This window comes from Hymenobacter arcticus, assembly GCF_054779975.1.
Window position 1 is genome coordinate 41,377 of sequence record NZ_BAAGXF010000014.1, and the last position, 14,109, is coordinate 55,485.

10 protein-coding genes are annotated in these 14,109 nt (G+C 63.6%); 3 read left to right on the forward strand and 7 right to left on the reverse strand.

Annotated features, from left to right (window positions below):
- Positions 1-53: 53 nt before the first annotated feature.
- The 7 genes from ACYVGC_RS19430 to ACYVGC_RS19460 all read right to left on the reverse strand — a co-directional run bounded on the left by ACYVGC_RS19430 (position 54) and on the right by ACYVGC_RS19460 (position 9,606).
- The gene (locus ACYVGC_RS19430; RefSeq protein WP_460585523.1) at positions 54-1,397 is read right to left on the reverse strand and encodes an NAD(P)H-dependent oxidoreductase; all 1,344 of its coding nucleotides are present in this window, start codon (positions 1,395-1,397) and stop codon (positions 54-56) included.
- A 131-nt stretch (positions 1,398-1,528) separates the two neighbouring features.
- The gene (gene rfbC, locus ACYVGC_RS19435) at positions 1,529-2,083 is read right to left on the reverse strand and encodes a dTDP-4-dehydrorhamnose 3,5-epimerase family protein (protein WP_460585524.1); all 555 of its coding nucleotides are present in this window, start codon (positions 2,081-2,083) and stop codon (positions 1,529-1,531) included.
- Positions 2,084-2,146: 63 nt separating this feature from the next.
- Positions 2,147-3,250 (reverse strand): NAD-dependent epimerase/dehydratase family protein, encoded by a 1,104-nt coding sequence (locus tag ACYVGC_RS19440; protein ID WP_460585525.1) that lies wholly within the window; start codon positions 3,248-3,250, stop codon positions 2,147-2,149.
- 194 nt (positions 3,251-3,444) lie between these two features.
- Entirely contained in the window at positions 3,445-4,317 is an 873-nt protein-coding gene (rfbF, locus tag ACYVGC_RS19445) for a glucose-1-phosphate cytidylyltransferase (RefSeq protein ID WP_460585526.1), read from the reverse strand.
- A 152-nt stretch (positions 4,318-4,469) separates the two neighbouring features.
- Positions 4,470-5,237, reverse strand: coding sequence for a WecB/TagA/CpsF family glycosyltransferase (locus ACYVGC_RS19450; protein ID WP_460585527.1), 768 nt, complete (start codon positions 5,235-5,237; stop codon positions 4,470-4,472).
- 87 nt (positions 5,238-5,324) lie between these two features.
- Positions 5,325-6,677 carry an exopolysaccharide biosynthesis polyprenyl glycosylphosphotransferase gene (locus ACYVGC_RS19455; RefSeq protein WP_460585528.1) on the reverse strand — a complete coding sequence of 451 codons (1,353 nt, stop codon included), beginning with the start codon at positions 6,675-6,677 and terminating at the stop codon, positions 5,325-5,327.
- 586 nt (positions 6,678-7,263) lie between these two features.
- On the reverse strand, positions 7,264-9,606 hold the full coding sequence (locus tag ACYVGC_RS19460; protein WP_460585530.1) for a heavy metal translocating P-type ATPase: 2,343 nt from the start codon (positions 9,604-9,606) through the stop codon (positions 7,264-7,266).
- 444 nt (positions 9,607-10,050) lie between these two features.
- Here ACYVGC_RS19460 and ACYVGC_RS19465 point away from each other — a divergent pair, with 444 nt between their 5' ends.
- The 3 genes from ACYVGC_RS19465 (at position 10,051) to ACYVGC_RS19475 (ending at position 13,941) form a co-directional block, all read left to right on the forward strand.
- A complete protein-coding gene (locus ACYVGC_RS19465; protein ID WP_460585531.1) occupies positions 10,051-10,431 on the forward strand; it encodes an HYC_CC_PP family protein in 381 nt (126 codons plus the stop codon).
- A 164-nt stretch (positions 10,432-10,595) separates the two neighbouring features.
- A complete protein-coding gene (locus ACYVGC_RS19470) occupies positions 10,596-11,954 on the forward strand; it encodes a CusA/CzcA family heavy metal efflux RND transporter (RefSeq protein WP_460585532.1) in 1,359 nt (452 codons plus the stop codon).
- 94 nt (positions 11,955-12,048) lie between these two features.
- Entirely contained in the window at positions 12,049-13,941 is a 1,893-nt protein-coding gene (locus ACYVGC_RS19475; protein WP_460585533.1) for an efflux RND transporter permease subunit, read from the forward strand.
- Positions 13,942-14,109 lie beyond the last annotated feature (168 nt).

Sequence of the window (14,109 nt, forward strand, 5' to 3'; positions counted from 1 at the left end):
GGTTGAGGCACGCTAAAACTTGTTCAAGGTAGCTAACTTTTTTGTTTTCAACACTATGCACTGTGCATGGCCACTGGCTGGCGCTGCGCGGCCGGCGCGGGGGTGCCGAAGTAGGCGTCTTGCTCGCGGCGCAGCTCATCCACTAAGCGGCCTTCGGGCAACAGCACGTCGTCGTAGGTGAGCACCTGGTCCTGGGGCACGTCGTGGCGCAGCACGCAGCCCTCGGCCACACCAATGGGCAGCAGGTTTTGCCGGCGGGCCAGCGGGAAGTTCTCGGCTAGGCCATAGGTCATGTAGTGGCCAATGCCGTCGAGCACGTCGCCGGCGCGCAGCCCTGTTTTGGCGGCCGTCACTACCTCCACGCGGGGCGCGCCGGCGGGGGCCAGACAGGCATCGTGGAAGAGCACGGCCCGCGCCACCGAGGTGGGCGTTTCGAAGTGGCAGAGGTGGTAGGGCGTGTAGAAGCAGTAGAGCGGCCCCGGGCCCAGCTTATACAGCTTGAGGTAGTGCTGCTGCACGGGGTCATCGTGGGTGCCCAGAATAAACACGCCGGGGCCGGGCTCAGCACCCACCACGTAGTCCACAATGCCGGGGCCGCCGCTCAGCAGCAGGTCGTGCGGGTACCACTCGGCGGCCTGGCTGATGGGCGTGCCGGGGGCCACGGTGGGGCCCAGCATGCCGCGCTGGGCCACTTCCATGCCCAGGGCATTGGCAATTACGGCCTGCTCGAAGCTGATTTTGCTGCCGTCGGCAAAGCTGGTGACCATGCTGGGGTTTTGGCCCCACTGCCGGGCAAAGCCCTCCTGGGTGGTGGGGTTGCGGTAGGGGTCGTGCAGGCCCTTGATGTTGCCGCACAGCACGGGCTTCACGCCCAGGCCCAGCACGAAGCGGGCCAGGTTGAGCGTCACGCCGGGCTGGTCGCCGTCGCTCACGGTGTACACCACCCCGGCGCGGTCGGCGTGCACTTTGAGAATAGCGCCCACCGTGCCGTCGAGCTCGGCGTTGAGCAGCACCACGTGCTTGCCGTGCCGAATGGCCTCCAGCACCACGTGCGCGCCGTGCTCCACGGCCCCGGTCACCTCAATAATTACGTCGATATTGCCGGCGCGGCTCAGCAGCAAGGCATCGCTGGTGATGGCGGGCTGGCCCAGCTCGATGCAGCGCTCTAGGGCCGCCACCGACGATACCTCGTGCGCGCCTAGCTCACCGGCCTCGCTGTAGGCGCGGCGGGCCTGCGCCAGCGTGCGGTTGGCAATGGCGGCCAGCACCATGCCCGGCACGTAGCGGCATATTTGCAGGGCCACGCCCCGGCCCATAAACCCCGCCCCTACCATGCCCACCCGAATGGGCCGGCCCGCGGCCTGGCGCGCCTTTAGCGCAGTATCAACGAGAATCATAGCAATGAACAGTTAGCAGTGAGTAATGAGCAATTAATTTTTAATTATTTGTCTATTAGCTATTTACACCCAAATTCGACGCGCAGCTGGCCAGCAAGCGCAGTGGCCAGCCGCCGCCCGGCCCCACCTGCTCACTGTTCATTACTCACTGCTAATTGCTCATTGAAAAGGGGGTGCACCTGGTCTTTGGCCGACACCAGGCGGGGCGCGGCGGGCCAGGCAATGGCCAGGGCGGGGTCGTTCCAGCGCAGGCCGTGCTCGGCCCCGGGCGCGTACTTAGCTGATACCTGGTAGGCGGCGTCGGTGTGGGGCTCCAGGGTGAGAAAGCCGTGGGCAAAGCGCTCGGGCACAAAGAGTTGCCGAAAATTGTCGGCGGTGAGCTCCACTCCCACCCACTGGCCGTAGGTGGGCGACTCGGCGCGCAGGTCCACTATCACATCGTAGAGGGCGCCGCGGGTGCAGCGCACCAGCTTGCTTTCGGCGTGGGGCGGCAGCTGGTAGTGCATGCCGCGCAGGGTGCCCTGGGTGGGGTTGCTCGATAGGTTAGCTTGCAGCGGGGGCAGGTAAATGCCGTGGGCCGCAAACTCGTCTTCGCACCACGAGCGCGCAAAAAAGCCGCGCTCGTCGGTGCGGCGCTCCAAGTCAATAATGAAGGCTCCCGCCAACTTTGTTTCGGTGAAAATCATGCGTAAACAATTAGCAGTAACCTATTTATCAAAAATTTCAATTCTCCGTCGCCCATCAGCTTATCAAGCCAGGCTCATGGTGGCTACCTCGGTGGGAGCCGCTACCTGGGTGGCCGCCACGGCCCAGGTGAGGTCTTCGGTGAGCTCGCCTTGCTCGCGCAGGGCAGCCAGCGTGCGCAGGCGCATGAGGTGCGAGGTGCGGAAGGCCGCGTCGCGGAAACCCGTGGCCAGCAGCTGCCGTTGCAGCTCGGCAATGGTGGCCGATAGCGTGTGCTGGGGTTGGTGGTCGGGGGCCAGCTGCCGGTATAGGCTAAAATCGACGCGGTACGAGCGGCGGTCGGGGGCGGCGGTGGGGTTCACGCCCACCTGGGTGCCGGGCAGGGCCACAGCTACGGCGGCGGCCAGCGCCAGCACGCGGTAGTTCCAGGTATCGGAGCCGGTGTTGATGGCCAGGAACTCGCCGCCGTGCGTAGCCGGCCGCTCAACGGCCCACTCGATGGCGCGAGCCATGTCGCGCACATGAATGAGGGGCCGCCAGGGCATGCCGTCGCTCAGGATACTGATTTCGCCGCTGGCCACGGCGCTGGCCACGAAGTCGTTGAGCACCAGGTCGAGGCGCAGGCGGTCGCTCCAGCCGCAGGCGGTGGCAAAGCGCAGGCAGGTGACCACAAAGCTCTCATCGGCCAGGGGGGTCAGGTCGCGCTCGCTGGCCACCTTGGAGCGGGCGTAGGCCGTGAGCGGGTTCAGGGCCGAGTCCTCGGTTTTAGCGTCGTTGCCACCTTCGCCGTAGATGCTGCACGAGCTGGCAAACACGAAGCTGCGCACGCCGGCGGCCTTGGCCTGGCGGGCCAGCTCGATACCAGCGCGGTGGTTGATGGCCATCGTCACGTCCTCATACAGGTTGCCCATGGGGTCGTTGGAGATGGCGGCCAGGTGCACCACAGCCGTTACACCGGCCAGCAGCGCCGCGGGCACCGCCCGCACATCGCCAAACACCTGGCGGTCGAGCCGCGACTCGGGCAGGCGGCCCGTGCCGGTGAGGCACTGGGCAAAAAGCCCCAGGTCGTAGCCAATCAGCTCGGCGCCGGGAAAGGTGCGGCGCAGGTGCTGCACCACGCCCGGCCCCACGTAGCCCATATTGCCGGTAATGAGTATGCGTTGAATCATTTTGTTGATTGTGAGGGGTGAAGTTCAAGGGGTAAATGGGGGCGGGCGGGGCTTGTGAGGCTACGACAACGTCATACAGACCGGAGGGAAGCATCTCACGTGCTGCACTAATCTTAACCGTTTAACGATGCGAGCGAGATGCTTCCCTGCGGCTTGCATGACGTTCTCTCAGGCTTTATTTAACCTACTATATACTAAGCATTTACCAGCTCCGCAGGCAAAGCGCGCGACGGGGCCGGGGCCTCAGCGGGGGCGGCGGGCACGGGCTTGGGCTGCCAGGCGGGCGGCGCGGCCCACACTTTCCAGGGGGCCTTGCCCGACTGCCACAGCTCTTCGAGCAGGGTGCGGTCGCGCAGGGTGTCCATGGGCTGCCAGAAGCCCTCGTGGCGGTAGGCGGCCAGCTGGCCCTCGGCGGAGAGGCGCTCCAGGGGGCCGCGTTCCCACATGGTATCGTCGGCGTCGATATAGTCAAATACGCTGGGCTCCAGCACGAAGAAGCCGCCGTTTATCCAGGGTGTGTCGCCGCCCTCGGGCTTCTCGGTGAAGCTATTCACGCGTTGGTCAGCCTCAGTGAGGTTGAAGGCCCCGAAGCGGCCCGGCTGGCGCACCGCCGTGAGCGTGGCCTGCGCGCCCTGCTGGTGGTGGTAATGGATGCTGGCCTGAATGTCGATGTCGCTCACGCCATCGCCGTAGGTGAAGCAGAAGGTTTGCTCATCCAGGTACTCGCGCACGCGCCGCAGGCGGCCGCCCGACAGCGAGTCGAGGCCGGTGTCCACGAGAGTCACGGTCCAGGGCTCGGCGTGGGTGTGGTGCAACTGCATCTGCTGGCGGTCGAGCCGGAAGGTGACGTCCGAGTTTTGCAGAAAGTAGTCGGCGAAGTACTGCTTTATCAGGTGCCCCTTGTAGCCGCAGCAAATCACGAAGTCGGTGATGCCGTGGTGGGCATAGGTTTTCATGATGTGCCACAGAATGGGCCGGCCGCCAATTTCGACCATCGGCTTGGGCCGAATCCCGCTTTCCTCGCTGATGCGGGTGCCGTAGCCCCCGGCTAGTATCACTGCTTTCATAGGTGCGTTTGTTTGGGAGAGAGTTGTTGTTTTTGCAGATGGGCAGTCTTGAAATAGAGATAAAAAAGAACGTCATGCTGAGCCTGCCGAAGCATCTCGCTCGCCTCGTTCGGGTGTCGTTCGCTAGTTGCGAGCGAGATGCTTCGGCAAGCTCAGCATGACGTTCTTCTAACTCCTAACTCCCTTATCATCAAATACATAAACCAGGTGTTGGTGACGAGGTAGCGGCGGGCCAGGCGGCGGGGCTCCTGCCACAGGCGGTAGGCCCACTCCAGCCACAGGCGGCGGGCCCAGGCTGGCAGGCGGGGCTCCAGGCCCGCATACACCGGAAAGGCCTGCCCCACGCCCAGCATGCACGCCCGAATGCACCCCTGGTGGGCGGCCATCCACTGCTCTTGCCGCGGGCAGCCCAGGGCCACAAACAGCAGGTCGGGGTCGGCGGCGTTGATGGCGGCCGCATCGGCCGCTTCCTCAGCCGGGGTGAGGGGCCGGAAGGGCGGCGCGTGCGCCCCCACGATGCGCAGGGCGGGCAGCTCGCGGGCGGCGCGGGCCACCATGGCCGCCAGCACCGCCGGCGTGGTGCCGTAGAAGTACACCGACTGCCCGCGGGCGGCGGCGGCCGTGAGCAGGGCGGGCAGCAGGTCCATACCCGCCACCCGCGCCTGGCGCTGGCCACCCAGCCAGCCCACGGCCGCCGCCACGGGGCTGCCGTCGGGCGTGACGATGGCCGCCCCCGCCAGCACCGGCCGGAAGGCGGGCCGCCGGTGGGCCTCCACCAGCATGTGCACATTGGCGCAGCACACGTAGGCCGAGGAGCGCGCCGCGCCCAGCCGCAGAATGGTGTCGACAAAGCCGGGCAGCGTGCCCGTCGATACCAACGTATTGATTACCTGACTTTTGGGAAGTACTGCTGGCTGCATAGCGGGCGGGATAACTTAATTAAAAATTAAAAATGAGCGATTAAGAAACTGATAATCAATTTTTTAATTTATCATTTTTAATTAATTTCAAAAGGCGTCTTTTTCGCCGCGCACCATGTTGAGCACGGTTTGGCCGATAATCTGAAGGTCGAGCCCAAACGACCAGCGCTCCATGTACTTAAGGTCGTATTCCACGCGGCGCTCCATGGCCTGGGGGGCGCGGGTTTCGCCGCGGCAGCCGTTTACCTGGGCGTAGCCCGTGATGCCGGGCATCACGGTGTGGCGCTGCGGGTAGGTGCTGATTTGCTTGGAGTATTCTTCGAGCTGCGACACCATATTGGGCCGCGGCCCCACCACCGACATGTGCCCGAGCAGCACGTTGAAGAACTGGGGCAGCTCGTCGAGGTTGTACTTGCGCAGGTAGCGGCCCACCCGCGTGATGCGGGGGTCGGTGCGGGAGGCTTGCAGCTCGGCGCGGCCGTGGTCGCGGCGCATGGTGCGCAGCTTGTAGCACGGAAACAGCTGGTTGCGCCAGCCCGGCCGCATTTGCTTGAAAAACACGGGGCCCGGCGAATCGAGCTTGATGAGCAGCGCCAGCGGCAGCACCACCACCGGAAACACCACCCCGATAACTACCAGCGAAAACGCGATATCGAACCCGCGCTTAATTATCTGGTTGGCATAAATGCCCAGCGGCTCGTGGCGCACCGTGAGGATGGGCATACGGTCGTGAAAGAGCACATCCACGGCCCGGCCCACCGTGCCCGCGTAGTCGGGCACAATGCGGAACGACAGGAAGTTATCGGCCGCAAAGCTGGCCAGGTCCTCAATGAGCGCGTACTGGTGGAAGGGCAGGGCAAAGTAGAGCTCATCGAGCGGCGTGCTGCGGCAGTAGGCCTTGAGGTCGGCCACGGTGCCGCGCACCAGCGGGCGCAGCGCGGCCGGCACCACCTCGCCCTCGGCCACAAAAAAGCCCTTGAACGAGTCGCCGCTGGTGAGGCGGCTCGTGAGCAGGTGGTAGAGCTGCTGGCCGCTAGCCCCGGCGCCCACTATCACAAAGCGGCTGTGGGGCTTGGCCACGTACTGCCGGTAGGCGCGGTAGCCAAAAGCCAGCGCAAACCGCCCCAGCACAATACCGTCAACGGCCAGCACGTACACCACCAGCAGGTACGAAAACGGCCGCAGCGGCACCCGCAGCAGCACCGCGCCCAGCAGCATGAGGCCAGCGTGCAGCCCAAAGGTGTAGAGCAGACGGCCCAGCTTTTCGGAGTAACTCATCAGCCGGTCGAGCCGGTAGATATTGGCAAACTGGCGCGACAAAATGCCCCAGAGCAGGGCAAAAATGACAAACAGAAACGGCGAGTATTCCACCGGCGGCACCAAGCCCACGTGCGAGTGGTCGGCCAGGCGAAATGCCCAAAAAATGAATACGGTATCCAACGCCGGCAAAATTACTTGCGAGGTGTCCGTATAACGCTCGTAACTTTCCATAACTTCTTGTTGGTAAGTTTTTTATGTCATATAATAACTGCTTGGCGTAGCGATTAAGAATAGACCAACGGGTAGTGAACGGCAATGGGGTGGCGGCGCGGGCCGCCGGGGGATAAACCGAGACTTATTTTTCAACAAAAACGGGCTATTCGGGCAGCTGCTGCGCGCTGCTTTAACCCGTCCGTCAACCTGTGGTATGGGCTACTAATTCAGTTGCTTACACATACTTGACAGCTTACTAAAACCCGCTTTAATGGGGCCTGTACTTCGCCACAAAGGTTCCCTGCTTAGCCGGGCACCCATATGATAAAAGTCATCTTAAAAATTGATATTGCACAACTCTGCCCCTGCCCCCGCCGGGTGCCCGCGCCCGCCCGGCAGCCCGCAATCAGGCAGGTAGAGCGTGCCGGGCCACTGCGTTCTGCTTCGCGGTAAAAGCCAAGTGGCCCCAGCCCACTCTTTACGCAAAGAAGCCCCTCCGTCACTTCAGCTTGCGAAGTAACGGAGGGGCTTGTTTATAAGTTAACTACTTGATTTACTGATTTTTAATCCGAAAGCTGCGCAGCCGCAGCGAGTTGGTGAGCACCGACACCGAGCTGAGCGCCATGGCTCCCGCCGCCAGCATGGGCGACAGCAGCCAGCCCGTAAACGGATACAGCAGCCCGGCCGCAATGGGAATCCCCAACGCGTTGTAAATGAACGCGAAGAACAAGTTTTGCCGGATGGTGCGCATGGTGCTGCGCGAGAGTAGGATGGCCGTGACCACGCCCCGCAGGTCGGGCCGCAGCAAGGTAATGGCGGCGGCCTCCATGGCCACGTCGGTGCCGGTGGCCAGGGCCAGCCCCACGTTGGCGCGGGCCAGGGCGGGCGCGTCGTTGAGGCCGTCGCCCACCATGGCCACGGTGCGGCCCTCGGCTTGCAGGGCCTGCACCTGGCCGGCCTTGCCCGCGGGCAGCACCTCGGCAAAGTAGCGCGTGATGCCCACCTGGGCGGCCACGGCGGCCGCGGTTTGGGGGTTATCGCCAGTCATCATCACCACCTCCAGCCCCAGCGATTGCAGCTGCCGGATGGCCGCCACCGAGGTAGCGCGGATGGTATCGGCCACGCCGATAACGGCGGCGGGCTGGCCATCAATAGCCACGTAGAGCACGGTTTTGGCCTGGGTGAGCAGGCCGGCGGCGGCCTGCTCCTGGGCGGGCGTGGCGGCTACGCCAGCCTCGCGCAGCAGGCGCTGGTTGCCGATGAGCACCGCCTGGCCGCCCACCGTGGCCGCCGCCCCCTGGCCTTCCACAGCCCGAAAATCTGTGGTAGTTAATTCGTTAACGGAACTTACTTCCTGCTTAACACTTTGATTATCAGTACTTTCTACATATCGCACCACGGCGGCGGCGAGCGGGTGCTCGCTCAGGCGCTCTACGGCGGCGAGCAGGGGCAGCAGCTTAGCCGCTTCGTAGCCGGGCAGCGGAAGGAAGTCGGTTACGGAAGGCTCACCCTTTGTGATAGTGCCGGTTTTATCGAGCAGCACGGTATCAACCTGGTAGGCTTTTTCGAGGGCTTCGGCGTTGCGGATGAGGATGCCCAGCTCGGCCCCCTTGCCGGTGCCCACCATGATGGCCGTGGGCGTAGCCAAACCCAGCGCGCAGGGACAGGCAATGATGAGCACAGCCACAAAATTGACCAGCGCCAGCGGCAGCCGCGTGGCCTCGGGTGCAAAGGCAAACCATAGCCCGAACGTGAGTAACGCAATGACTATCACGGTGGGTACGAACACCGCGCTCACCCGGTCGGCCAGCCGCTGAATGGGCGCACGGCTGCCCTGGGCGTCACTCACGAGTTGCACAATTTGAGCCAGCATGGTGTCGGCCCCCACCTTGGTCACCACAAAGCGGAAGGAGCCCGTCTTGTTGATAGTGGCCCCGAATACCGGGTCGCCGGCTTTTTTCTCCACGGGCAGGCTTTCGCCGGTGAGCATGGCCTCGTCGAGGGCCGACTGGCCGGCTTGGATGATGCCGTCGGTGGCTACTTTCTCGCCGGGGCGCACCACCACCACATCGCCCAGCTGCACCTGCTCGATAGCTACATCTACTTCCTGGCTGCCGCGCACCACGCGGGCCGTGCGCGCCTGCAAGCCCAGCAGCGCCTTCATAGCGGCCGAGGTGCGCACCTTGGCGCGCGCCTCCAGCACCTTGCCCAGCAAAATGAGGGCGATAATGGTGGCCGTGGTGTCGTAATACACGTGCGGCGCAATGCCGCGGCTGGTGAGCACGCCCGGCAACAGCGTGGCTACCAGGCTATAAGCAAACGCCGCGCCCGTGCCCACGGCAATAAGCGTGTCCATGCTGGCAGTGCGGTGGCGCAAGCCGTTCCAGGCCGCCACGTAGAACTCGCGCCCGCAATACAGCACCACGGGCAGCGTGAGCGCCAATTGCAAGTAATTGAGCAGCTGCATATTGAGCCGGGCTTCTAGCGCGGGCCATAACATATTCATACTCAGCACCATGACCACGGCGGCCAGGGTAATGGCCACCACAAAGCGGCGGCGCAGGTGAGCGTAGGTGGCGGCCTTACGGGCGGCCAGCTCGTCGTTGGTGGCCAGGGGGCTGGCGGGCTGGTCGGGGGCGGCCGCGCTGGCGGCGGTTTCGGCCACGCCGTAGCCGGCTTCTTCGATGGCAGCCTTCAGGCCGGCGCGGGTTATCTGGCCGGGCTCAAAGTCAATGGTGGCTTTCTCGGTGGCCAGGTTCACTACGGCGCGCTGCACGCCGGGCGTGCGGCTGAGCGTGCGCTCCACGAAGTTGGAGCAGGAGGCGCAGGTCATGCCCTCAATGTCGAGAGTGGCCGTTTCGGTAGCGGCCGCGGGGGCCGTGGGCAGGGGATTCATATAGCAAAGCGGCACCAGGGCCGGCGGAAGTTCAACTAGTATAACAGCAAAGGGACGACGTGGGTGCGGCCCCGGCGGCACGCAATTAGGGCCGGGAGGTGCAAGATTCCGGGCGGGACCCAGGTCAGGGTCGCGCGCCGGTCCGCCGGCGCAGCCGGCCGACCGGTTGACGCGTGAACAAAACCCGCACGACTAGCCAAGCGGCGCCTACGTCAACCAGTTGCCGTGTGAACGATAGCCGGCCAACCAGCTGTTGCGTGAGCAATGTCTGCCCGACTGTCCAGACGGCGCCTGCGCCAACCGGTCGGCCGGCTTCGCCGACGGACCGGCGCGGCCGCCCCCAGGCGAATCTTACACCTCTCCCTCCAAATCCTGTAAACCCAGGCCCGGCGGGCGGCCGTATCTTTGCGGCGTTGGCCCCGGCCCCACTTTCCGTACCCTCGTTTGAAACGCTTCGTTAGCCTGTTTCTGCTCTTGAGCTATCTGTTGTCCAGCCCCGGGCTGGTGTACAGCATGCACTTTTGCGGCCAAAACCTAACGCAGGTTTCGGTAGCCAAGCAGGCGCACTGCTGCTGCCCGGTGCCCAAAAAGCCCGCCGGCTGCTGCCACGACCAAAAGGTGAGCAGCACCCTCAAGGATGTCAAGCTGACCACCGCGCAGTTTAAGCTGCAAGCGCCGGCCGCCCTGCCCGCTCCTCTGCGCCTGGCCTACCGGCTGCCCACCCCCACCTACCCAGCCGACGCGCCAGCTGCGCTGCTGGCGGCTACCGCCGCCCCGCCGCCCGAGTGCCCCGCCTACGTGCGCGGGCATGCTTTGTTGATTTAGCTTCTGGGTGTTGCCTTGCTCCCCCGGCCGGTTGGCCGCGGGGCTTTCGTGCGTGGGCCGCTTTCGGCCAGCGCACGGGCGCTGGGGCCGTTGCGGCCCGCCGATGTCCCCGCTGGGGGTTTCCGGCCTGGCCAGCGCCACTTTCACTTCTTGCTGCTAATCAGATGATTGAGCAACTTATTTCTTTTTCGCTACGCAACCGCGTGCTCGTGCTGCTGGTGGCGGCGGTGCTACTGGTGTGGGGCATTTTTTCGGTGCGGGCCAGCAAGCTCGACGCCATTCCCGACTTGTCGGAAAACCAGGTGATTGTGTTCACCGAGTGGGCCGGCCGCGGCCCCCAAATTATTGAGGACCAGGTAACCTACCCGCTCGTAACCAACCTGCAAGGGCTGGCGCAGGTGCGGGCCGTGCGCGCCGCCTCCATGTTTGGCATGAGCTTCGTGTACGTCATTTTTAATGACAATACCGACATCTACTGGGCCCGCGAGCGGGTGCTGGAGCGGCTCAACTTTGCCCAGCGGCTGCTGCCGGCCGGCCTCACCCCCACCCTAGGCCCCGATGGCACGGGCGTGGGCCACGTGCTCTGGTACACGCTGCACGCGCCCAAGCTGGACCTGGGCGAGCAGCGCGCCCTGCAAGACTGGTACGTGAAATTTGGCCTCCAAACGGTGCCCGGCGTGAGCGAAGTGGCCAGCTTTGGCGGCTTCCAGCCCGAGTACCAAGTGACCGTAGACCCCACCAAGCTCACCTACTACAACGTGAGCCTGCCGCAGGTACTGGCTGCCGTGCGCAGCAACAACAACGAAGCCGGTGGGCGCAAGTTTGAGCAGTCGGGCGTGGGCTACATCATCAAAACGAACGGCTACATTCAGGACGTGGCCACCCTCGAAAACGTGTCGGTGCTCACCCGGCCCGGCGGCGTGCCGCTGCGCCTGCGCGACCTTGGCACGGTGCAAATGACGGGCGAAAGCCGCCTCGGCATCTTTGACCACAACGGCGAGGGCGAGGCCGTGGGCGGCATCGTGGTGATGCGCTACGGCGAAAACGCCGATGAGGTCATCACCCGCGTGAAGGCCAAAATGACCGAGGTAGCCAAGGGCCTGCCCGCCGGCGTGTCGTTCGACATCGTGTATGACCGCAGCGGCCTCATCGAAGAGTCGGTGGCCAACATCAAGCACACGCTGCTCGAAGAAATGGCCGTGGTGTCGCTGGTGGTGCTGGTGTTCCTGTTTCACTGGCGCAGCGCGCTTAGCATTCTGCTCCAGATTCCGGTTACCATCGCCGCCAGCTTCATCCTGCTGAACGCCTTCGGGATTTCTTCTAACATCATGTCGCTCACCGGAATAGCCCTGGCCATCGGGGTGATTGTCGATAACGGCATTGTGATGGCTGAGAATGCCTACCGCAATTTGGCGCTGCATCAGGCGGCTGAGGAGGCGGCAGCATCTAGCGGGCAAGTGACTCATAACGAATTGAATAAGAACGTCATACTGACGAAGGAAGCATCTGTATCACGGGAGTAATCCAGTCGGCGCAACGAAGCGGTAGAGATGCTTCGACTACGGCTCCGCCTTCGCTCAGCATGACGTTCTGATTACCCCCATTACTTCCATTCCCATGACCAACGACGAGCGCCTCGCCATCATCGAGAAATCCAGCAAGCAGGTGTCGCGGGGGATATTTTTCTCCACGATTATTATCGTAGCGTCCTTTCTACCCGTGTTTTTGCTCACCGGGCAGGAGGGCAAGCTGTTTCACCCGCTGGCGTATACCAAGACGTTTATCCTGCTCATCGACGCGGTGCTGGCCGTGACGCTGGCCCCGGTGCTGCTGTCCTTTTTTATGAAGGGCAAGTTTAAAACCGAGGAGCAAAACCCCATCAACCGGGGGCTGGAGCGGGTGTACGCGCCGCTCATCAACTGGTGCCTGACGTGGCGCAAAACCACCATCGGCATCAACCTGGCGCTGCTGGCCGTGAGTGTTCCGCTGCTGCTGAGCCTGGGCACCGAGTTTATGCCGCCGCTCGATGAGGGCTCCATTCTGTTCATGCCCATCACCCAGCCCGACGTGTCGAACACCGAGGTGAAGCGCATTTTGCAGGTGCAGGACAAAATCATCATGCAGGTGCCCGAGGTAAAGGGCGTGCTGGGCAAAGCCGGCCGGGCCAGCACCGCCACCGACAACGCCCCGCTGAGCATGATTGAAACCATCATCCAGCTCAAGCCCCGCGCCGAGTGGCGGCCCGGCCTTACCAAGGCTCAGCTCATTGCGGAGCTGAATACCAAGCTGCAAATACCCGGCGTGGTCAATGGCTGGACGCAGCCCATCATCAACCGCATCAACATGCTGAGCACCGGCATCCGCACCGATGTGGGCGTGAAAGTGTATGGCCAGCAGCTCGATACGATATACAACATTTCGCAGCAGGTGCGGGCGGCGCTGGGCGGCGTGCCCGGCGTGCAAGACCTGTACGTGGACCCCATCACGGGCGGCAAGTATTTACAAATCGACCTGAAACGCGACCAGCTGGCCCGCTACGGCCTGAGCGTGGACCAGGTAAACGAGGTGGTGGAAACGGCCATCGGCGGCGCGCCCGTGGCCAGCACCGTGGAGGGCCGGCGGCGCTTCGCCATCAGCGTGCGCCTGGCCGAGGATTTCCGCAACAGCCTGGCCGCCATGGGCCGCATCCCCATCCAAACTACCGCCTACGGCCCGGTGCCGCTCTCGACCGTGGCCACTCTACGCTTCGAAAATGGCCCGCCCATGATTAATTCCGAGAATGCTCAACTACGTGGGGCCGTGCTGTTTAACGTACGCGACCGCGACCTGGGCAGCACCGTGCAGGAAGCCATGCAGAAGGTACAGGCCATGCAGGGCAAGCTGCCCGCCGGCTACTACCTGGAGTGGAGCGGGCAGTACGAAAACCTGATTAGCTCGCAGCGCACGCTGCTGTTCATCCTGCCCCTTGTGCTGGCCGTGATTTTTGGGTGCCTGTACTTCGCCTTTCACTCGGTGCGCGAGGCGTTGCTGAGCCTGGTCACCATCCCGTTTGCGCTCATTGGCGGGGCGTATCTGGTGTATTTCTACGGCGTGCACTTGTCGGTGGCGGTGGCCGTGGGCTTCATCGCCCTCTTCGGGCTGGCCGTGGAAACGGGCGTCATCATGGTCATTTACCTCAACGATGCCATGCAGCAGCTGGTGGCCCGCCAGGGCAATTCCAGCGCTACGATTACTAAGGAAGACTTGCGCGAGGCCGTGTTCCACGGCGCCGCCAAGCGCCTGCGGCCCAAGCTCATGACGGTATCGGTGGCGCTGTTTGGGCTGGTGCCAGTGCTCTGGGCCAGCGGCACGGGCTCCGACGTGATGCTGCCCATTGTGCTGCCGCTCATTGGGGGCGTGTTCACGTCTTCGACCCACATTCTGCTGGTTACGCCGCTTATCTTTTTGATGACCAAGGAGTATGAGCTACGCAAGTTTGGCAAGCTGGACGTGCTGGCGGTAACGCATTAGCATTAGGCGGCGCGAGGGGGCGCCTCACGGGACCCCTCTGGGGCCGGCCCCCTCTCCGAAAAGGAGAGGGGGAGCCTGACGATTAATAAGAGAGAAGTGAAGTAAAAACCCAAAAAAACGCCCGCGCCTACTCGGCTCCCCCTCTCCTTTTCGGAGAGGGGGCCGGCC

What these genes read in the sequence shown, in the direction of transcription:
- ACYVGC_RS19430 (WP_460585523.1), bottom strand. Translation starts at nt 1,397, where the DNA reads ATGATTCTCGTTGATACTGCGCTAAAGGCGCGCCAGGCCGCGGGCCGG.
- rfbC (WP_460585524.1), bottom strand. Translation starts at nt 2,083, where the DNA reads ATGATTTTCACCGAAACAAAGTTGGCGGGAGCCTTCATTATTGACTTG.
- ACYVGC_RS19440 (WP_460585525.1), bottom strand. Translation starts at nt 3,250, where the DNA reads ATGATTCAACGCATACTCATTACCGGCAATATGGGCTACGTGGGGCCG.
- rfbF (WP_460585526.1), bottom strand. Translation starts at nt 4,317, where the DNA reads ATGAAAGCAGTGATACTAGCCGGGGGCTACGGCACCCGCATCAGCGAG.
- ACYVGC_RS19450 (WP_460585527.1), bottom strand. Translation starts at nt 5,237, where the DNA reads ATGCAGCCAGCAGTACTTCCCAAAAGTCAGGTAATCAATACGTTGGTA.
- ACYVGC_RS19460 (WP_460585530.1), bottom strand. Translation starts at nt 9,606, where the DNA reads ATGAATCCCCTGCCCACGGCCCCCGCGGCCGCTACCGAAACGGCCACT.
- ACYVGC_RS19470 (WP_460585532.1), top strand. Translation starts at nt 10,596, where the DNA reads ATGATTGAGCAACTTATTTCTTTTTCGCTACGCAACCGCGTGCTCGTG.
- ACYVGC_RS19475 (WP_460585533.1), top strand. Translation starts at nt 12,049, where the DNA reads ATGACCAACGACGAGCGCCTCGCCATCATCGAGAAATCCAGCAAGCAG.